The 21,148-nt window shown below is 66.0% G+C and carries 14 protein-coding genes; 8 read left to right on the top strand and 6 right to left on the bottom strand.

The annotated features are described in order from the left end of the window. On the bottom strand, nt 1-1,660 hold a 1,660-nt coding region (locus F3I16_RS19400; protein WP_160495175.1), incomplete at its 3' end, for a bifunctional aconitate hydratase 2/2-methylisocitrate dehydratase. 187 nt (nt 1,661-1,847) lie between these two features. Next, the gene (gene prpB / locus F3I16_RS19405; protein WP_160495176.1) at nt 1,848-2,732 is read right to left on the bottom strand and encodes a methylisocitrate lyase; all 885 of its coding nucleotides are present in this window, start codon (nt 2,730-2,732) and stop codon (nt 1,848-1,850) included. Between the two features lie 511 nt (nt 2,733-3,243). On the opposite strand from prpB, the gene F3I16_RS19410 reads away from it, so the two are divergent. The 8 genes from F3I16_RS19410 (at nt 3,244) to pcaD (ending at nt 12,827) form a co-directional block, all read left to right on the top strand. Then, on the top strand, nt 3,244-4,428 hold the full coding sequence (locus F3I16_RS19410) for an acetyl-CoA C-acyltransferase family protein (protein WP_160495177.1): 1,185 nt from the start codon (nt 3,244-3,246) through the stop codon (nt 4,426-4,428). A 102-nt stretch (nt 4,429-4,530) separates the two neighbouring features. Then, entirely contained in the window at nt 4,531-6,309 is a 1,779-nt protein-coding gene (locus tag F3I16_RS19415; protein WP_160495178.1) for an acyl-CoA dehydrogenase C-terminal domain-containing protein, read from the top strand. A 41-nt stretch (nt 6,310-6,350) separates the two neighbouring features. Then, nucleotides 6,351-8,000, top strand: a complete 1,650-nt coding sequence (locus tag F3I16_RS19420) for a fatty acid--CoA ligase (protein ID WP_160495179.1) — start codon at nt 6,351-6,353, stop codon at nt 7,998-8,000. A 152-nt stretch (nt 8,001-8,152) separates the two neighbouring features. Continuing rightward, nucleotides 8,153-8,995: an IclR family transcriptional regulator gene (locus F3I16_RS19425; protein ID WP_160495180.1), complete on the top strand. Its 843-nt coding sequence runs from the start codon at nt 8,153-8,155 to the stop codon at nt 8,993-8,995. Nucleotides 8,996-9,177: 182 nt separating this feature from the next. Next, on the top strand, nt 9,178-10,041 hold the full coding sequence (locus F3I16_RS19430) for a CoA transferase subunit A (protein WP_160495181.1): 864 nt from the start codon (nt 9,178-9,180) through the stop codon (nt 10,039-10,041). Next, complete coding sequence (locus tag F3I16_RS19435) at nt 10,041-10,823, top strand: CoA-transferase subunit beta (protein WP_160495182.1); 783 nt, start codon at nt 10,041-10,043, stop codon at nt 10,821-10,823. The genes F3I16_RS19430 and F3I16_RS19435 overlap by 1 nt, the downstream gene beginning before the upstream one ends. After that, entirely contained in the window at nt 10,820-12,025 is a 1,206-nt protein-coding gene (pcaF, locus tag F3I16_RS19440; RefSeq protein WP_160495183.1) for a 3-oxoadipyl-CoA thiolase, read from the top strand. The genes F3I16_RS19435 and pcaF overlap by 4 nt, the downstream gene beginning before the upstream one ends. A 13-nt stretch (nt 12,026-12,038) precedes the next feature. Next, nucleotides 12,039-12,827, top strand: a complete 789-nt coding sequence (gene pcaD / locus F3I16_RS19445; RefSeq protein ID WP_160495184.1) for a 3-oxoadipate enol-lactonase — start codon at nt 12,039-12,041, stop codon at nt 12,825-12,827. A 223-nt stretch (nt 12,828-13,050) separates the two neighbouring features. Here pcaD and F3I16_RS19450 read toward each other — a convergent pair whose 3' ends face one another. The 4 genes from F3I16_RS19450 to F3I16_RS19465 all read right to left on the bottom strand — a co-directional run bounded on the left by F3I16_RS19450 (nt 13,051) and on the right by F3I16_RS19465 (nt 21,130). Next, a complete protein-coding gene (locus F3I16_RS19450) occupies nt 13,051-14,475 on the bottom strand; it encodes a mechanosensitive ion channel family protein (RefSeq protein WP_256670238.1) in 1,425 nt (474 codons plus the stop codon). Between the two features lie 192 nt (nt 14,476-14,667). Beyond that, nucleotides 14,668-15,204: an AraC family transcriptional regulator gene (locus F3I16_RS19455; protein WP_256670239.1), complete on the bottom strand. Its 537-nt coding sequence runs from the start codon at nt 15,202-15,204 to the stop codon at nt 14,668-14,670. An 86-nt stretch (nt 15,205-15,290) separates the two neighbouring features. Further along, a complete protein-coding gene (locus F3I16_RS19460; RefSeq protein ID WP_160495185.1) occupies nt 15,291-20,768 on the bottom strand; it encodes an AAA family ATPase in 5,478 nt (1,825 codons plus the stop codon). Beyond that, nucleotides 20,765-21,130, bottom strand: coding sequence for a response regulator transcription factor (locus tag F3I16_RS19465; protein WP_160495186.1), 366 nt, complete (start codon nt 21,128-21,130; stop codon nt 20,765-20,767). Before F3I16_RS19465 ends, F3I16_RS19460 begins: the two co-directional genes overlap by 4 nt. Between the last annotated feature and the right edge of the window lie 18 nt (nt 21,131-21,148).

Raw genomic sequence — 21,148 nt, forward strand, 5'->3', positions numbered from 1 at the left:
GGACCAGGTCACGCAGGGTGATGCCCGGTTGCAGCTTGCCCTTGAAGCGCACCAGGACCGACTCCGGCATATCCAGCGGCATGACGCCGGTGGCGGCGGCGAAGGCGACCAGGCCGGAACCGGCCGGGAAGGAGATGCCCAGCGGGAAGCGGGTGTGCGAGTCGCCACCGGTACCCACGGTATCCGGCAGCAGCATGCGGTTCAGCCAGCTGTGGATGATGCCGTCGCCCGGCTTGAGGGAAACCCCACCGCGATTGCGCATGAAGTCGGGCAGGCTGTGGTGGGTCTTCACATCCACCGGCTTGGGGTAGGCGGCGGTGTGGCAGAAGGACTGCATCACCAGGTCGGCGGAGAAGCCCAGGCAGGCCAGGTCCTTCAGCTCGTCGCGGGTCATGGGACCTGTGGTGTCTTGCGAACCCACGGTGGTCATCTTCGGTTCGCAGTAGGTGCCGGGGCGGATGCCTTGGCCTTCCTGCAGGCCGCAGGCGCGGCCGACCATTTTCTGTGCCAGGGTGAAGCCCTTGCCGCTGTCGGCCGGGGCTTGCGGCTTCTTGAACAGGGTGGACGGCGCCAGGCCCAGCTCGGCGCGGGCCTTCTCGGTCAGGCCGCGGCCGATGATCAGTGGAATGCGGCCGCCGGCGCGCACTTCGTCGAGCAAAACCTCGGTTTTCAGTTCGAAGCTGGCCAGCACTTCTTCGCTGCCATGCTTGCAGACCTTGCCGGCGTAAGGGTAGAGGTCGATCACGTCGCCCATGTGCAGGTTGGCCACGTCGAACTCGATCGGCAGGGCGCCGGCGTCTTCCATGGTGTTGTAGAAGATCGGCGCGATTTTGTTGCCGAAGCAGAAACCACCGGCGCGCTTGTTCGGCACATTCGGGATGTCGTCGCCGAAGAACCACTGCACCGAGTTGGTGGCGGACTTGCGCGAGGAGCCGGTGCCGACCACGTCACCGACATAGGCCACCGGGTAGCCCTTGGCCTTGACCGCGGCGATCTGCGCCAGCGGGCCGATGGCGCCGGGTTGCTGCGGCTCGATGCCGTCGCGGGCCATCTTCAGCATGGCCAGGGCGTGCTGCGGGATATCCGGGCGCGACCAGGCTTCGGTGGCCGGCGACAGGTCGTCGGTGTTGGTTTCGCCGGGTACCTTGAATACGGTCAGGGTGATCTTCTCGGCCAGCAGCGGGCGGTTCTGGAACCACTCGCCCTCGGCCCAGGAGGCCAGCACGGCCTTGGCCGCGGCATTGCCGTTCTTGGCGCGTTCGGCGACATCGTGGAAGGCGTCGAACATCAGCAATGTGTGCTTGAGCTGCTCGGCGGCCACATCGGCCAGCTCGGCGTCGTCCAGCAGCTCGACCAGGGTGGTGATGTTGTAGCCGCCCTGCATGGTGCCCAGCAGCTCGACGGCGCGGCTCTTGGACAGCAGCGGCGAGCTGGCTTCGCCCTTGGCCAGGGCAGCGAGGAAACCGGCCTTGACGTAGGCGGCTTCGTCCACGCCGGCCGGTACGCGGTTGCTGATCAGCTCGAGCAGGGTGGCTTCTTCGCCGGCTGCGGGGTTTTGCAGCAGCGCGACCAGGGCGGCGGTCTGTTCGGCGCTCAGCGCCAGGGGCGGCAGGCCCAGCGCGGCGCGCTCGGCTACATGGTTGCGATAGGCTTCAAGCACGGTGTGATTCCTCGGGTCGGAAGGCCCCCGTGGTGAGTTCTCGGGGCCGGTCGATGAGTCGGAGCGCCGGCTGGGTGTGCCGGGCGCCCGGTGCTGCTCTCCCTTCAGAGAGAGGGCTGGGGAGGGGCCGCCTTTCCGAGACAGTGATCCACCCTAACCCGCTCTCGGAAGGGAGAGCGACGGGCAGTTACTTCTTGGCGGCGAACAGCGCGTCGAGGCTCTGCTCGAAGGCGTGGTAGTTGATGCGCTCGTACAGCTCCATGCGGGTCTGCATGGTGTCGATCACGTTCTTCTGCGTGCCGTCGCGGCGCACGGCCATGTAGACGTTCTCGGCCGCCTTGTTCATGGCGCGGAAGGCCGACAGCGGGTAGAGCACCAGGGACACGTCGACCGCGGCCAGCTCCTCGGTGGTGTACAGCGGCGTGGCGCCGAATTCGGTGATGTTGGCCAGGATCGGCGCCTTCACCCGGTCGGCGAAGGTCTTGTACATCGCCAGCTCAGTGATCGCTTCCGGGAAGATCATGTCGGCACCGGCTTCGATGCAGGCGGCCGCGCGATCCAGCGCCGAGTTCAGGCCTTCCACGGCCAGGGCATCGGTACGCGCCATGATCACGAAGCTGTCGTCGGTACGCGCATCCACCGCCGCCTTGATGCGGTCGACCATTTCCTGCTGGGACACGATCTCTTTATTCGGGCGGTGGCCGCAGCGCTTGGCACCGACCTGGTCCTCGATATGGATGGCGGCGGCGCCGAACTTGATCATCGACTTGACGGTGCGCGCCACGTTGAAGGCCGAGGCGCCGAAGCCGGTGTCGACATCCACCAGCAGCGGCAGGTCGCACACATCGGTGATGCGGCGCACGTCGGTGAGCACGTCGTCCAGGCCGGTGATGCCCAGATCCGGCAGGCCCAGGGAGCCGGCGGCCACCCCGCCACCGGAGAGGTAGATGGCCTTGAAGCCGGCACGCTTGGCCAGCAGGGCATGGTTGGCGTTGATCGCGCCGATCACTTGCAGGGGATGTTCGCTGGCGACCGCATCGCGAAAGCGCTGGCCGGGAGTGTTCAAGCTCATGACTCACCTCTGGGTTCGGTTGTCTGCTGTTGAAGACCCGGCGCGCACTGCGTCGTGTCGACACATTCTTGGATTTGCTCGAAAAGTACCCAGCCAGAACCGGTTGGTCAATGGAAATGTTGAAAATTGTCGACAATGTTGATGGGCGGCATGTCACTGCGCGTCGCTCAGTTACTGCCGGAGGCCCTGCGGGCCGCGTGATCACTGAGGCTGGCTGGCAGTGCTGGTTGGTTTTGCGGATGGCGCGCACGGGCCGCGCAAGGTGGTAGTCGGTATTGTCGACAATTCATCGCTGCCAGCACGGTCGTCCGGGCGGCTGTTGCTGCGATTTATCGGGCTATTGGCGCCTAAAGCCTGTGGTCACAGCCTGCGTGTCATGAAATGGCTGATGTTTGTCATTAAATGAAAAGACGCTGGGGCGGGATGCCCCTAGATTGAGGCCGTTTTGCGCAAACGGTTGCGGGAATCTCACCGGACCGGGCGCAGCCACTGAATCTAAACGGAGCTCCCCATGTCTACCCCGGAAGTGTTTATCGTCAGCGCCGCACGAACTGCAATTGGCTCCTTCGGTGGTGCGCTCAAGGACACGCCGCTGGCGCAACTGGCCACCACGGCGGTGAGCGCGGCCCTGCAGCGCAGTGGTTGTGCGGCCGAGCGGGTGGGCCATGTGGTGCTGGGCAACGTCATCCCGACCGAGGCCCGCGACGCCTACCTGTCGCGGGTGGCGGCGATGGACGCCGGCATTGCCAAGGAAACCCCGGCATTCAACGTCAACCGCCTGTGCGGTTCCGGCCTGCAGGCCATCATCTCGGCGGCGCAGGGCCTGCTGCTCGGCGAAACCGAGGTGGCGATTGCCGGCGGTGCCGAATCCATGAGCCGCGGCGCCTACCTGCTGCCCGGTGCGCGCTGGGGCGCTCGCCTCGGTGACATGCAGGCCCAGGACTACATGCTCGGCATCCTGCACGACCCCTTCCAGCGCATCCACATGGGCATCACCGCCGAGAACGTGGCCGAGCAGCATGGCATCAGCCGCGAGGCGCAGGATGAGCTGGCCCTGGAGAGCCAGCGTCGCGCGGCCCGGGCGATTGCCGAAGGGCGCTTCGCCGGGCAGATCGTCCCGGTCGAGCTGAAAAGCCGCAAGGGCGTGCAGCTGTTCGAGGTCGACGAGCATGTGCGCGGCGATGTGTCCCTGGAACAGCTGGCGGCGATGAAGGCCGCCTTCAAGCAGGGTGGCACGGTCACCGCCGGCAACGCCTCGGGCCTCAACGACGGCGCGGCGGCCGTGCTGATGGCCAGTGGCGCGGCGGTCAAGAGCGACAACCTGCGTCCGCTGGCCCGCCTGGTCAGCTATGCCCATGCCGGCGTCGAGCCGCAGCTGATGGGCCTGGGGCCAATCCCGGCTACCCGCCTGGCGCTGCAGCGTGCCGGCCTCTCGGTGGCCGACCTGGATGTGATCGAGTCCAACGAAGCCTTTGCCGCCCAGGCCTGTGCCGTGGCCCGCGAGCTGGATTTCGACCCGGCCCGGCTCAACCCCAACGGTTCGGGCATCTCCCTCGGCCATCCGGTCGGCGCGACCGGGGCGATCATCGTCACCAAGGCCATCCACGAGCTGCAGCGCATCCAGGGCCGCTATGCCCTGGTGACCATGTGCATCGGCGGCGGCCAGGGCATTGCCGCCATTTTCGAGCGCGCCTGACCCGCGCTTGCGGCCTGACTCTCACAGGCGCTGCGCCAGCGCCTTCCTTATATGACCGGGGGCGATTCGTCGCCCCGGCACTCTGTTGTGGGTAATTCCAGCATGGCTGACTACAAAGCTCCCCTGCGCGACATGCGCTTCGTGCTCAATGAGGTCTTCGAGGTGTCCAGGCTCTGGGCCCAGCTGCCGGGCCTGGCCGAGGTGGTGGATGAAGACACCGCCGCCGCCATTCTCGAAGAAGCCGGCAAGGTCAGTGCCGGGGTGATTGCCCCGCTGAACCGCAGCGGCGACGAGGAAGGTTGCTCCTGGGAAGGCGGCGCGGTGACAACCCCGGCCGGCTTCCCCGAGGCCTGGCGCACCTATGCCGAAGGCGGCTGGGTCGGTGTGGTCGGCGCGCCGGAGTTCGGCGGCATGGGCATGCCCAAGGTGATCGGCGCCCAGGTCGAGGAGATGGTCAACTCGGCCAACCTGTCGTTCGGCCTGTACCCGATGCTGACCGCCGGCGCCTGCCTGTCGATCCTCAACCACGCCAGCGACGAGCTGAAGGCGCAGTACCTGCCGGCCATGTACGAAGGCCGCTGGGCTGGCTCCATGTGCCTGACCGAGCCGCATGCCGGCACCGACTTAGGGATAATCCGCACCAAGGCCGAACCGCAGGCCGATGGCAGCTATAGGGTCACCGGCACCAAGATATTCATCACCGGCGGCGAGCAGGATCTCTCCGAGAACATCGTCCACCTGGTGCTGGCCAAGCTGCCGGACGCCCCGGCCGGGCCCAAAGGCATCTCGTTGTTCCTGGTGCCCAAGGTGATGGTGGCTGCCGACGGCTCCCTGGGCGAGCGCAATGCGGTGAGCTGCGGCTCCATCGAGCACAAGATGGGCATCAAGGCCTCGGCTACCTGCGTGATGAACTTCGACGGCGCCACCGGCTGGATAGTCGATGCGCCGAACAAGGGCCTCAACGCCATGTTCACCATGATGAACTACGAGCGCCTGGGCGTTGGCATCCAGGGCCTGGCCCTGGGCGAGCGCAGCTACCAGAACGCCGTGGAATACGCCCGCGACCGCATCCAGAGCCGCGCGCCGAGCGGCCCGCAGGCCAGGGACAAGGCTGCCGACCCGATCATCGTGCACCCGGACGTGCGCCGCATGCTGCTGACCATGAAGGCGCTGAACGAGGGCGGTCGCGCCTTCTCCAGCTACGTCGCCATGCAGCTGGACACCGCCAAGTACAGCGAGGATGCCGCCACCGGCAAGCGCGCCGAAGAGCTGGTGGCCCTGCTCACTCCCGTCGCTAAAGCCTTCCTTACCGACATGGGTCTGGAAACCACCATTCACGGCCAGCAGATCTTCGGCGGCCACGGCTTCGTCCGCGAGTGGGGCCAGGAGCAGCTGATCCGCGACTGCCGCATCACCCAGATCTACGAAGGCACCAATGGCATCCAGTCCCTGGACCTGATGGGCCGCAAGGTCGTCGGCAGCGGCGGCAGCTTCTACAAGCACTTCGCCGACGAGGTCAAAGCCTTTATCGCCGGCGCCGATGCTGGCCTGGCCGAGTTCACCCAGCCGCTGGCTGCCGCCGTGGCCAACCTCGACCAGCTGACCGCCTGGGTCATCGAGCAGGCCAAGAGCAACCCCAACGAAGTGGGCGCCGCCTCGGTCGAGTACCTGCAGGTGTTCGGCTACACCGCCTACGCCTACATGTGGGCGTTGATGGCGCGCGCCGCCCTGGGCAAGGAAGGTCAGGACGAGTTCTACGCCAGCAAGCTGGGCACCGCGCGTTTCTACTTCGCCCGCCTGCTGCCACGCATCCACTCGCTGAGCGCCTCGGTCAAGGCCGGCAGTGCGTCGCTGTTCCTGCTCGATGCCGCGCAGTTCTGATCACCACTGCCCTTAACCGCCAACGCCTGGGAGATACGACCATGCTGAAAACAAAAATAATGCCACCGGCACCGGGTGCTTACAGTTACCCCCTGCTGATCAAGCGCCTGCTGCTGTCCGGCGTGCGCTACCAGCCGGACCAGGAAATCGTCTACGCCGACAAGCTGCGCTACAGCTATCGCACCCTAGGCGAGCGCATCCAGCGCCTGGCCAATGCGCTGACGACTGCCGGGGTGAAGGCCGGCGACACCGTGGCCCTGCTGGACTGGGACAGCCACCGCAGTCTGGAATGCTTCTTCGCCGTGCCGATGCTCGGCGCCGTGCTGCATACGGTGAATATCCGCCTGTCGCCGGAGCAGGTCGCCTACACCATGAACCACGCCGAGGACGACATCGTCCTGGTGCATGACGACTTCCTGCCGCTGATGGAGCAGGTGCATGGCGAGCTGAAAACCGTCAGAGGCTACGTGCAGCTGACCGAGAGCAGCGCCAAGCCGACCGCGCTGCCGCTGCTGGGCGAATACGAGGCGCTGCTGGCCGGCGCCGCCAGCCACTTCGACTTCCCCGATTTCGACGAGAACTCGGTGGCGACCCTGTTCTACACCACCGGCACCACCGGCAATCCCAAGGGCGTGTACTTCAGTCATCGCCAGCTGGTGCTGCACACCCTCAACGAGCTGGGCACCTTCGCCGGCTGGGATGGCCAGCCGCTGCTGCGCTCGAATGATGTGTACATGCCGATCACCCCGATGTTCCACGTACACGCCTGGGGCGTGCCCTACGTGGCCACGGCGATGGGCGTCAAACAGGTCTATCCTGGGCGTTACGAGCCGAACACCCTGGTCCGCCTGTTCCGCGAGGAAGGGGTGAGCTTCTCCCACTGCGTGCCGACCATCCTGCAGATGATGCTGGAGTGCGAGGAGGGCAAGCGCACCGACTTCGCCGGCTGGAAGATGCTCCTCGGCGGCAGCGCCCTGACCCTCGGCCTGGCCCGCCAGGCCAGCGAGCGGGGCATGCGCGTGCACTGTGGCTACGGCATGTCCGAGACCTGCCCGCTGCTGACCCTGACCCACCTGCGCGCCGAAGACCTGGCCCTGCCGATGGACGCGCAGATCCCCGAGCGGATCAAGACCGGCGTGCCGATTCCCCTGGTCGACCTGCGCATCGTCGACGGCAATGGCCAGGATGTGGCCCACGATGGCGTGGCCCTGGGCGAGATCGTGGTGCGCGCGCCCTGGCTGACCCAGGGCTACCTGCATGAGCCGCAGAAGGGCGCCGAGCTGTGGGAGGGCGGCTGGCTGCACACCGGCGACATGGCCTCGATCGACGGCCGCGGCGTGGTGGAGATCAAGGACCGCATCAAGGACGTGATCAAAACCGGCGGCGAGTGGATCAGCTCGCTGGATCTGGAGAACCTGATCAGCCAGCACGGCGCGGTTGCCTCGGTGGCCGTGGTCGGCATCCCCGACGCGCAGTGGGGCGAGCGCCCGCTGGCCCTGGTGGTCTGCGCGCCGGGTACGAACCTCGACCAGGCGGCCATCGAAGTGCATCTGCAGCAGTTCGTCGACAGCGGGCAGATCAACAAGTGGGCGATCCCGCGGCAGATCCGCTTCGTCGCCGATATCCCCAAGACCAGCGTCGGCAAGATCAACAAGAAGCTGATCCGCGAGAACGAACTGGCCGGCCGGTGAGGGTGGAGGGCTTTCCGGCTGCCTGGAAGCGGCCCATGCAGGGGCATCCACGAGGCTAGGGGGGCTTGGGCATGGGGGGGGGCTGGTTGCGATTATCGGACTGTGGTTCGATAATCGCGCAAACTCCGCACCCCATGCACAGGACGACACCCATGAGCGAAGAATCCCGCCTGCCGCTGCCGACCCTGGCCCCCCCCATCGTGGCTTCGCCGGCCAAACGCATCGAAGCGCTGACCGGCGACCCCAACTTCATGACCTCGCTGGCCCGTGGCCTGGCGGTGATCCATGCCTTCCAGGAGCGCAAGCGCCACCTGACCATCGCCCAGATCAGCCACCGCACCGAGATTCCCCGCGCGGCCGTGCGCCGTTGCCTGCACACCCTGATGAAGCTGGGCTACGCCACCACCGACGGACGCACCTATTCGCTGCTGCCCAAGGTACTCACCCTCGGCCATGCCTACCTGTCGTCGACGCCGCTGGCGGTCACCGCCCAGCCGATCCTCGACCGCCTCAGCGAGCAGCTGCACGAGGCCTGCTCCATGGCCACTCTGGAAGGTGACGAGATCCTCTACATCGCCCGTTCGGCCACCCCGCAGCGCCTGATTTCGGTGGACCTCAGCGTCGGCAGCCGGCTGCCGGCCTACTGCACCTCCATGGGCCGCATTCTGCTGGCCGGTCTGGATGACCAGGCCCTGGACGACTACCTGGAGCACGCCGACCTGCAGGTGAAGACCAGCCGCACCATCCACACGGTCGAAGGCCTGCGTGCCAATATCGCCGAGATCCGCCAGCAGGGCTGGGTGATCATCGACCAGGAGCTGGAGGTCGGCCTGCGCTCGGTCGCCGTGCCGCTGAAGGATTCCGCCGGCCAGGTGCTGGCAGCCCTCAACGTCGGCACCCATGTCAGCCGCGTGTCGCGCCAGGAGCTGGAGACGCGCTACCTGCCGGTGCTGCTGGAGGCCAGCCGGGAGCTGAGCACGCGCCTGTTCCACTGAGGCTGTGCTGACCAGCGCCCCGGCCAGTGCCGGGGCGTTGTCGTTTCTGAGGAATGTCGCTCAAGACTGTGTTCGATAATCGCACCTATAGTCGATTATCGGATTGTTTGGTCAGGGGGCTGGCGCTAACGTCTGTTCACCGGCGACTACCGTGCGCCACGCAAACCAGACGAGAACCCCCCATGGCTGAAATCCTCTCCCTGCGCGAAGCCATCCAGCGCTTCGTCCACGACGGCGACAGCGTCGCCCTCGAAGGCTTCACCCACCTGATCCCGACCGCCGCGGCCCATGAAATCATCCGCCAGAGCCGCAAGGACCTGACCCTGATCCGCATGACCCCGGACCTGGTCTATGACCTGCTGATCGGTGCCGGTTGCGCCAGGAAGCTGGTGTTCTCCTGGGGCGGCAACCCCGGCGTAGGCTCGCTGCATCGCCTGCGCGACGCGGTGGAGAAGGGCTGGCCGCACGCTCTGGAAATCGAGGAACACAGCCATGCCGACCTGGCCAACTCCTACGTGGCCGGCGCCTCCGGCCTGCCGTTCGCGGTGCTGCGCGCCTACGCCGGTTCCGACCTGCCCAAGGTCAACCCGCTGATCAAGAGCGTTACCTGCCCGTTCACCGGCGAAGTGCTGGCCGCCGTGCCCAGCGTGCGCCCGGACGTCACCGTGATCCACGCGCAGAAGGCCGACCGCAAGGGCAATGTGCTGATCCAGGGCATCCTCGGCGTGCAGAAGGAAGCCGCCCTGGCCGCCAAGCGCTGCATCGTCACGGTCGAGGAGATCGTCGACGACCTCAATGCGCCAATGAACGCCTGCGTGCTGCCGGGCTGGGCGCTGACCGCCGTGTGCCTAGTGCCGGGTGGCGCGCATCCGTCCTACGCCCACGGCTACTACGAGCGCGACAACCGCTTCTACCAGGCCTGGGACCCGATCGCCCGCGACCGCGAAACCTTCACCGCCTGGATCGACACCTATATCCGCGACACCGCCGATTTCGCCGCCTATAAAGCCGCGATTGCCCACGCCAAGACTGCGGAGGCCAACTGATGAGTACCTACAGCACCAATGAAATGATGACCGTGGCCGCCTCGCGTCGCCTCGGCAACAGCGACGTGACCTTCGTCGGTATCGGCCTGCCGTCCAAGGCCGCCAACCTGGCGCGCCTGACCCATGCCCCCGACGTGACCCTGATCTACGAATCCGGCCCGATCGGCGCCAAGCCCAGCGTGCTGCCGCTGTCCATCGGCGACGGCGAACTGGCCGAGACCGCCGACACCGTGGTGCCCACCGGCGAGATCTTCCGCTACTGGCTGCAGGGCGGGCGTATCGATGTGGGCTTCCTCGGCGCGGCCCAGGTCGACAAGTTTGGCAACATCAACACCACCGTGATCGGCGACTACCACAACCCGAAAGTGCGCCTGCCCGGTGCCGGCGGCGCGCCGGAGATCGCCGGCAGCGCGAAGAAGGTGTTCATCATCCTCAAGCAGGGCCACCGCACCTTCGTCGACAAGCTGGCCTTTATCACCTCGGTCGGCCATGGCGAGGGCGGCGAGCATCGCCAGCAGCTGGGCCTGCCCGGCGCCGGCCCGGTGGCGATCATCACCGACCTGTGCATCATGGAGCCGGAAGCCGGCAGCAAGGAATTCGTGGTCACCTCGATCCATCCGGGCGTGAGCCGCGAGCAGATCATCGCCGCCACCGGCTGGCCGATCCGCTTTGCCGAGCAGGTGGCCGAGACCGCGGCGCCTGAGGCTCATGAGCTGGAAGCGCTGCGCGCCCTGGAAGCGCGCACCGCGGCGGCCCACGGCCAGGCCGGAGGTGAGGAATGAGCCGCGAGGTGTTTATCTGCGACGCCATCCGCACGCCGATCGGCCGTTTCGGCGGTGGCCTTGCCCCGGTACGTGCCGACGACCTGGCGGCCATTCCGCTCAAGGCCCTGCTCGAACGCAATCCGCAGCTCGATCCGCTGGCCATCGACGAAGTCTTTATGGGCTGCGCCAATCAGGCCGGCGAAGACAACCGCAACGTCGCGCGCATGGCTTTGCTGCTGGCCGGCCTGCCGGAGACTATCCCGGGCGTGACCCTCAACCGCCTCTGCGCTTCGGGCATGGATGCGGTGGGCACTGCCTTTCGCGCCATCGCCGCCGGCGAGATGGAGCTGGCCCTGGCCGGTGGCGTCGAGTCGATGTCGCGGGCGCCCTATGTGATGGGCAAGGCCGACGGCGCCTGGAGTCGCAACCAGAAGATCGAAGACACCACCATCGGCTGGCGCTTTATCAACCCGCTGATGAAGGCGCAGTACGGCGTGGACGCCATGCCGCAGACCGCCGATAACGTGGCCGATGATTACCAGATCAGCCGCGCCGACCAGGATGCCTTCGCCCTGCGCAGCCAGCAGCGTGCTGGTCGCGCCCAGGCCGAAGGCTTCTTCGCCGAGGAAATCGTCCCGGTGGTGATCAAGGGCAAGAAGGGTGATGTGGTGATCGAGCAGGACGAACACCTGCGCCCGGACACCACGGCTGAGGCGCTGGCCAAGCTCAAACCGGTCAACGGCGAGGGCAAGACCGTCACCGCCGGCAATGCCTCGGGGGTCAACGACGGCGCCGTGGCGCTGATCCTGGCCTCCGCCGAGGCGGTGCAGAAATACGGACTGACCGCCCGCGCCAAGGTGCTGGGTATGGCCAGCGCCGGCGTGGCGCCGCGGGTGATGGGCATCGGCCCGGTGCCGGCGGTGCGCAAGCTGCTCGACCGCTTGAAGATCAGCATCCACGACTTCGATGTGATCGAGCTCAACGAAGCCTTCGCCGCCCAGGGCCTGGCCGTGACCCGCGAACTGGGCCTGGCCGACGACAGTGCCAAGGTCAACCCGAACGGCGGCGCCATCGCCCTCGGCCACCCGCTGGGTGCCAGCGGTGTGCGCCTGGTGCAGACTGCCCTGCATCAGCTGGAGAAGTCCGGTGGGCGTCTGGGGCTGGCGACCATGTGCGTCGGCGTCGGCCAGGGCCTGGCCCTGGCCATTCAACGTGTTTAAAGAGGAAACCGCTGTGCCTGTGATTGCTCTCGCCGACGGCGACCTGAACTACCGCCTGGACGGCCCGGTGGATGCGCCGGTGCTGGTGCTGTCCAACTCGCTGGGCACCGACCTGCATATGTGGGATGCGCAGATCCCGCTGTGGAGCCAGCACTTGCGCGTGCTGCGCTACGACACCCGCGGCCATGGTGGCTCGCTGGTAACGAGCGGCCCCTACAGCATCGAACAGCTGGGGCGCGATGTGCTGGCCCTGCTCGATGCGCTGCAGATTGAGCGCGCCGCTTTCTGTGGTCTGTCCATGGGTGGGCTGATCGGCCAGTGGCTGGCGATCAACGCGCCGGCGCGCATCCAGCGCCTGGTGCTGTGCAACACCGCGGCGAAGATCGGCAGTCCGGAAGTATGGAACCCGCGCATCGACACCGTGCTGCGTGATGGCCAGGCGGCCATGCAGGCGCTGCGCGATGCCTCCATCGCCCGCTGGTTCACTCCGGAGTTCGCCGCGGCCGAGCCGGCGCTGGTCGAGCCGGTGGTCGGCATGCTGGCCGCCACCTCGCCCCAGGGTTACGCCGCCAACTGCGCGGCGGTGCGTGATGCCGACTTCCGCGAGCAGGTCGCCGCGATCACGGCGCCGACCCTGATCGTCTGCGGCACGGCCGATGCAGTGACTACGCCCGAGCATGGTCGCTTCCTGCAGGAACGCATTCGCGGCGCCGAGCTGGTCGAGTTTCGCGCCGCGCACCTGTCCAACGTCGAGGTCGGTGAGCGGTTCAGCCGTCGCGTGCTGGATTTCCTGCGCGCCTGAGACCGCCACGCCGCGTCCGTAGGACGTGCCTGGCGCACTAAGCCTGCAGCCGGACTACCAGCAGTTATGCTGACTGGCATTAGCTGCGAAGGCGTATTGTGCTTGCGAGGGCATCAGGTTCTGCGCCAGGGGTAAGCGCATTCGCTAGTCCATGGATTTTTAAATGTGGACGGCAAAGCGTGGGAGAGCCCAGAGCATGCCTGTCAGCGCGAAACGTCTTACCCTAGCGCTTTAACCAACCCAGGAATCCACCTTTCTTAAGCGTGACGGGTTTAGGCGACAGGACGCTGGCACTGTTCTGCTGCCTTACCCGCTGCAGTTTGGTCAGTGCGGTTCCGACTTCGCTGCTTTCGCTCAGGCATGTCTGCAGCATATCTTTTTCGATGCGGTAGATGAGGCCCGAGGTGAGGGCGGTAAAGCGTGCTTGCGAAGGGGTGCCCAGAGCGATGCCTTCTTCGCCCATGACTTCTCCCGGCCCCATGCGGCCGGCCTCGACCACGTCACCAGCGTCTTTTAGCGAGGCCGATACCACCCCGGTCGCGATGACCAACAGGCTGTCGGCTAGCTCGTCGAAGTCCAGCAGAACCTGACCTGCCGTGATGCTTTGCGCGAGCATGTGCTGGCTGAGTTGGTCTTTCTCGTCAGCCCCGAGGGACCTGAATATTTTCACGTCCTCCAGCAGGCTCCGTGCGTCGTCCCGGCGTTGCTCCGCAAGGCTACCGCCCAGCTGGATGCCGGCAGCTTTCAGGTGTCGGTAGGCCAGGTCGACCAGCAGGTTGCGCACTTCGCCTTTATTGCTGTCGCTGCCGACAAAACCGCTGATCTCGTATTCAGCCACCGTCAGGTCGGCGCTCTTGAATGAGGCCTTGGCGGCGGGGCTGGGTAGCAGGGCGCTGACGCCCTGGGTGGTCCTGTGCAGTGCATCGAGCACGAGGCGTGGGCGAATATGCGTCGGTACGCTGATGCTAATGGCGACGTGCTGGATGTCGGTCGTGCGGTTCAGGTTGAGTATCTTGGCCTTGGCCGCGACCGAGTTGGGGATCACGGCCGTGCCGCCCTGAGTGGTCATCAGGTGAGTGGCACGCCAGTCGATCTCCATTACCTTGCCTTCGGTGCCGTCGATGGAGATCCAGTCACCCAGGCGATAGGGCTTGGTGGTGTTCAGGACGATGCCTGAAAACACGTCGCTCAAGGTGTTTTGCAGCGCCAAGCCCAGCACGATCGCCACTACCCCGGAGGTGGCGAGCAGTCCCTTGACTGGAAGCTGCATGACGTAAGCCGCCGCCGCGACGATGGCCACCAGGAAAACCATGGCCCCCAGCACGTCATTCAGTAGGCGCCCCTTGTGTCCGCTGCGTGGCAGCAGCATCAGGTCCATCACCACCGTCAGGGTGCGGGCGCACAGCAGCCACCAGGCAATGCCCAGGATTGAGCCCAGCATGTTCAGCGCGGCGCTGCTCCACGGTGGCGGCTGCAGGGGACTCATGCCGGCATCGATGATCGTCAGGCTGTAGGCGAGGAAGAAACCCAGGCGCAGCAGCACCCGCCATGCCTTGGCGTTTTCCGGGAGCAGACGCCAGCAGGCAAGATCCGCAATCAGCAGCAGGGCGGCAAAGGTCAGCGCATGGTTCTGGAACATTGCGAACATGAAGAACTCCGTGGCAGGGATGGGCTGGTGGTTGCAGGCCGACCCAAGGCGCTCATTAAATCAGGCGGCGGAGTATTCGTATTGCTCCTTTCCGGGCTCATCACTATCGCTGCCCAGTGCCGAGCGTTGATTCAACAGACTTCGTGATTCAGTTATCCCGGCGGACATATCCCTGCGGATAACTGCGCGGGCTCAGGCCGATTGTGCCAGTGACGAATTCAGGCGCTGCCAGCGCTTGGGTGTGACGCCGACCAGCTTGCTGAACATGCGGCTGAAGTGCGATTGATCGGCGAAGCCGCATTCCAGGCTAATCTGCGAGATGGACAGCGAACCCGCGGCGAGGAAGTCCTTGGCCCGGCGGATGCGCAGATCCAGCGACCACTCCTGGGGCGACATCCCCGTGGCCTTCTTGAACGCCCGGGAGAAGTGGCTGCGCGACATGGCGCACTGCTCCGCCACGTCGGCGATCAACAGTCTGGCATTAAGGCTGCGCTCGAGGATCTGCTTGGCCTTGCGCTCCTGCCAGGGGGCGAGGGCCAGGCGTTCGGTCGTGTTGGCGGTGGGCTGCTGGTAGCGCTCCAGCAGGTGTTCGCAGAGCTGCCGACTGACGCGGCACAGCGCGTCTTTCTCCGCGTGCTGGGCGGCGGCAAGTGCTTCCTCCAGCGAGAGGATGAGACTGTAGGTCTGAGTGTCGAGGGTGGCCGCAGCCGGCATGGCTAAAGTGGTCATGGCGCTCTCCTGCTTCATTGGAAGCAGACTGCGCCAGTGCCGATGAGCAAGTCCTTTGTCAATCCTGAAAAGTTCTGAATCCGTACTTAAGCCGGGTGATGAGCCGGCAGGGTAAAGAAGAACAGGCTCTGCTCTTTACGCCCGCGGGTAGCGCCGATCGTGCCGCCGTGTGCCGAGATGATCGAACAGCAGATGGCCAGACCCATCCCCATGCCTGAGACCTTGGTGCTGTAGAACGCCTGGAAGATCTTGCCCAACTTCTCGGGGACGACGCCGGGGCCGCTGTCCTCGACCAGCACCAGTACCTCCTGACCCAACGGGTGGGTTTCGATCAGCAGCCGCCGGCTGCTGGGTGGCAGTGTGCGCATGGCTTCCAGTGCATTGATGATGAGGTTGCGTAGCACTTGCTGCAGCTGGATCGAGTCGCCTTCAATCAGCGGGGTCGGTGCAAACTTCATGCTGACGCTCACATGCTTGTCTTCGAGGTCGGCCCGGGTGATGGCCAGCACCTGGCGAATCACCCGTTCCAGGGCAATCGGCTTGCGCGCTGGTGGCGTCTGGCGGGCCAGGGCACGGATGGCACTGACGATGTCGGCGGCGCGTTGCCCTTCGTCGAGGATGTCGCGAATCCCTTCGATGGCGTCGGCGACCTCCGGTTGCGGCCGCTCCAGCCAGCGGATGCTGGCCTCGGCATTGGACAGAATCGAGGCCAGCGGCTGGTTGATCTCGTGGGCGATCGAGGCCGTCAGTTCGCCGAGGATGGTGGCCTGGGAGGTGCGGTCCAGCTCGCTGCGGGCGGCGCGCAGGGCGGTTTCCGTCTGCCGGCGTTCGGTTATGTCGCACACCACGCCGATGAAGGCGTCGGTGCCATCGGGGGCGCCGGCCAGTTCGAGGTAACGCGCCGTACCGTCGAGCGATACGGTGCGAAACTCCAGACGAAAGGCCGCGAAACCTGCTCTGGCATCTTCCAGGCAACGGGCCACCCGCTGGCGATCGTCGGCGTGAACCAGCAGGGTTGGGTCCGCTTGGTAGTCATCATGCGCCGGCAGGCTCAGCCCCAGCTCGGCGATCAGGCGGGGCGACCAGAATGAGCGCTCACTCTGGTAGCGCCAGACGAAGGTGCCGTAATGGCTGACTTCCTGGCCGATGGCCAGCAGTGCCTGGGTGCGGCGCAGGGTGCTTTCGCTTTCACGTCGCCTCTGGTTTTCCTCCAGCAGGTTCGCGTACAGCCTGGCGGTGTTCAGGGAAATCGCGGCTTGCGCGGCGAGCAGTTGCAGCACGCTGACCTGCGACGCCTCGAAGGCATCCGGAGTCAGGGCGTTTTCCAGGTAGAGCACGCCAATCACTTCATTTTGCTTGAGCAGCGGCAGGCAGATGATCGAACCGTTATCGAGTCGGGTCAGGTAGGGGTCTTCACCGAAGCGGCGCAGGGCCTCGTAGACGTTTGTCACCAGTGCCTGATGTTCGCGCTTCACCTGCAGGATCAGGCTAAGCGGCACATTGTCGGCACTCGGCGGGGCGCTTGTGCGTCGAATCTCGATGCCGCCGTTGTGGCTGTGGCCGGTGGCCTCGACATGCAACCCGTCTGCGTCCTCCAGCATTAGTGCAGCATAGGTGGCGCCGGCATGCGTGACCGCATTGGCCAGCAGGGTCTGGACCAAGGCGTCGGGCTCGATCTCGCGCGACAGTGCCTGGCAGGCCCGTGTGATGGACAGCATGTCCAGCTGCTGGCTGGCGGGGAGGGCGCCGTCTCCTGCTGGGGCGGCGGGGTTCTCGCGCAGGAACGGGTGCTGCGCCTCCAGCTGTTCGGCCAGGGCAATGGCTCCCCAGCGCCGCCAGGCCTGCCAAGCCTTGCGCACGTGGATGCGCTGGCTGCTCTGCAGGCCGAGCTCTTCGTGGCAGCGGCTGGCCAGCGTGTGGGCCAGGCCCTGCAGGTGAATGGCGCCGCAACCGCGGGCCTTGTCGATCGCATCCTCGTAGCGCTTTAACGCCGCCAAGCTCTGTCCTTGCAGTCGCAATACTTCGGCCTCGGCCAGCGCCAGGCGGTCGGCGAAATAGCGGGGATTCAGTTCGGCCCACAGGCGCAGGCGCTGCATGGGTTGTTCGATGTCCTGGGCTAGGCCCGTAGTCGTTTGCAGAGCGGCCCGGTTGAGCACGCTGAACATCGCCAGATCGATCAGATGAATATGCGCCGGTGCCGACCAGGCCAGCGCCCAGGCGGCGTCGAGGTGCACGGCGGCCTGTTCACAGGCGCCAGCGAGGAAGGACAGCAGGCCTTCGAACAGCTCCCACCAGAAATGCAGCGGGCCCATGCTGCTGTGACGGACCCGTTGCGCCAGCTCCCTGCTGTCCGGGATGGGGATCGTGCTCGCGGCTGCTCCAGCCAGATGGCGGATATAGCGGGCCTGGGCATAGAGAATGCTTTGGGCATCGACGAATTCGAGGTTCCTGGCCTGCGCCAGGCCGGCATCGATCTGCCGCAGCATGCGCTCGATGGGGGCGCCCAGAACCAGCAGGTCGGAGACGATATGGTTGTTGGCATAGCAGGCTAAGCTCGGTGAGCCCTGTGCGATGCTCTCGCGGTAGGCCGATTCGGCGCACTCCAGCGAGAAGGGCAGCGGCCGGGTCCACACGCTGACCTGGTCCAGGGCCACCAGTACCGACACTTTGCTGCTGAGGTAGCGGGGCTGTTCGACCAGTTTGTGAGCCGTGGCGGCGTAGTCGAAACCGCGCGAATAGGCATCGAAGCGATGGGCGGTGGCCACACCCAGCCAGGCGATGGCATGCACGGCGGCGGCGCTCATGCCGTGCTGCAGGGTCAGGGTGGCGATCTGGCAGGTGGTCACCAGCATCAGGTTGGGTTGGATGAGCGAACCGGGAATCACCAGTGCGGCGAGCAGTTCGATGACGGCCTGCACCCCGGTTTCCTGTATGTCCGCCAGGGTGGCAAATACCGCCGGCGGACGCCCAGCGAGAGCTTCCTGCAGCGCCTGCCAGGCCTGTTCGGCTTGTGCGTCCGTGGGGGCGGCCGGCAGTACGAAGTCGAGCAGCGCGAGGCCGTCGATCGCCGTGCGAACAGCGGCGGCATAGTCGCCGCGCAGGCAACAGATTTCGCACCTGAGCCGATAGAGTTCGGCCCGTGCCAGTGGCTCTACGGTGTCCGCGAGCAAGGTGGAGACCTGGCCGTCGGCGGTGGCGTAGTCGGCATTCAGGATCAGGGCATGTGCGTGCAGCAGGGCGACGGTACGCGCGAGCCCGTCATCGCCGCGTGGCATGCCCGTGAGCAGCTTACCGGCCTGAGCCAGGTAGTCGAGGGCGGTGGAGGCAGCGGCAGAAGCCATGGCCAGGCGCGTGGCGCGTAGCAGCAGCTCGACGAAGGCGCGGCGCTGCGATGAGGCGAGTCGTGCCGCGTCGACCCGCACCACTTGAGCCGCGACACGGAATACCGCCTCGGGCTCGGCATCCTCGTCCAGCCTGGCCAGCAGTAAGGTGGCGAATGCGGTGCGCATGGCTGCCTGGTGCGGAGCCGCGATCTGCGCCCGGGTCGACTCCCATACCGTGTCATGGCTGAATGACAGGCCTTCGCGGTACTCGCTGACCAGGCCGGCCTTGAAGGCCGGACGCAGCAGATTGAGCAGTTGCGGCACGCTGATGTCGCGCATTGCCGCCAGGCTGTCCAGCGGCGTGTGGTTGCCCAGGATCGCCAGCGCATGCAGGGCGTCACGGGTCTGCTGCGGCAGTCGCTCCAGGCGCGACTGCATCAGTGCGGCGATGTCTTCGAGCAGTGGCGGAAATTCGCCGGCCTGGATGGCGTGCGCCGAGTCGCGCAGCAGGGCGACGAACTGGGCGACATACAGCGGGTTGCCGTGCCCCTGCTGATTCAGGCGACTGGCCAGCAGGGCCTGTTCGTGCGGCGGCAGATCGAGCTCGGCATGCAGCATGTCGCCGATGTCGCCGACCGCCAGCGGTCGCAGGGCAATGTCCACGCTGCGGCTATCCAGCTGTCGGCAGTCGTCCAGCAGCGGCTTGAGGTTGGCGCTGGGCAGCTCCTCGTCGTCGCGGTAGGCCGCGATGAGCAGCAGGTGGTCGAAGCTGGACGGCACCAGCTCGCTGATAAAGGCCTGGCTCTCCTCATCGATCCACTGCACATCGTCGAGGAACAGGATCAGCGGGTGTTCGGCGCTGGCGATCACTTCCAGCAGGCGCTGGAGCATGCCATGCAGGTTTCGGCGTGCCTCGCTCACCGGCGGCGGGTTGCTGTCGGCAGGCAGCGGGCCGGTCAGGTATTCCAGCTCTGGAATGATCCGCACGAGCATGTTGCCGTTCTCGCCGACTGCCCGGCGCAGTTGTTGCCCCCAGCGCTTGACGTCCTCGGGGGCTTCGCCGGTCAGGCGCACGAACAGCGACGCCAGCGTGCCTGCCAGCGCAGCATAGGGCAACTGGTGGCGCGACAGCTCGCATTTGCCATTGGCGAACAGCAGTGTGTCGTTGTGCTGGCTGCGGCGTAGCTGGTGGATCAGCGAGGTCTTGCCGATACCGGCTTCGCCACCGATCAATACGGCGCCGCCCATACCCCGCTCGAGGCGGGCCAGGGCGTCATGCAGAATGCCCAACTCCAATGCTCTGCCCACCAGTGCCGCGCGACCCTTGCGCGATGCCTGTGACCAGGCCCCGCGGATACTGCCGAGCTCGCGCCATTCATTGAGACAGCAGCGCAGTTCCACCTCGAGCAGGTGTGCCGACTCCGGACGCTGCTCCGGCTGCTTGGCCAGCAGCCAAGCGAGCAGCTCGTCGAGTGCGGGTGGCAGGCCGGAGCGCCATTGCGCCGCCGCCGGGGCGGCAACGGCCACATGCTGGTGCAGCCATTGCACGGGGTCATCGGCGCTGAAGGGGAGGTGTCCGGTCAGCAACTGGTAGAAGGTGACGCCCAGGGCATACAGGTCGCTGCGTGGCGAGGCACTGTGGTTCTGCCGGCCGGCCAATTCGGGTGCCAGGTATGCCAGGCTGCTATCGGCCAGCGGCAGGGCGTTGTCGGTCGAGTCGCCGGCGAGCGTGGCGAAGGCGAAGCCGGTCAGGCGGATATCGCCGCCTTTGCCCAGCATCAGATTGTCCGGGCGGATGTCGCGGTGGACGATGCCATGCTCATGGGCCAGAGACAGCGCCCTGATCGCGGCGATGGCCAGATGCAGGAAGCGCTCTACCGAAAGCGGCACTGCCGCCAGGCTGGACAGCGGCCTAGCGCCATCCTCGTTGAGTATCAGCAGTGGCCCGCTGGCGGTGCTCAGGCGCGCCAGGGGCATTACCGCCCAGGCCTCGTCGAGACTGGGGCCTATGGCATATTCGCGGTCGAGCCTGGCTAGTTCCCAGAGGGACGCCTGCAGGCTGGCCCGTACGATCAGCCATTTGCGTTCGCTACAGGGATCGCGCACCCGCCAGCGGCTCAGTTCGCCGGAGCGGCCGAGGCCATACCACTCGATGCGGTCGAGCCAGGGCTCATCGAAGCAGGGTAGGCCGTCGCTACCATCAAGATACGTGTTCGGTGTCGGATGAGGGGGCGGACTCATCGGCGCTCCAGTAAGGTTGTGGCCAGCGCCTGCAACAGTGCTTCGGCTGTGAAGGGCTTGACCAGGAACTGCGCGGCACCATCGCGCAGGGACTGTGCGATTAGCTGCTCGCTGGCATGGGCCGACATGCAGATCACCGGTAGCGTATTGCCCTGGGCTTTCAGGCTGCGTTGCACGTCACTACCCGGCATGCCGTCCAGGCACAGATCCAGCAGCACGCAGCTGGCCTGGGCCTTCCAGGGCGAGGCCAGAAAACTCGTCCCCGAGTCGAAGCAGACGGATTGATAACCTGCGGACTTCAGCAGATTGGCGATGCCTTTCCGGATGGAGGGCTCGTCGTCGATGATGCACACGACCGGCATGCGGGGCCCTCGGCAAAG

The organism is Pseudomonas sp. L-22-4S-12 (genome assembly GCF_009799935.1).
Classification (GTDB): Bacteria; Pseudomonadota; Gammaproteobacteria; order Pseudomonadales; family Pseudomonadaceae; genus Aquipseudomonas.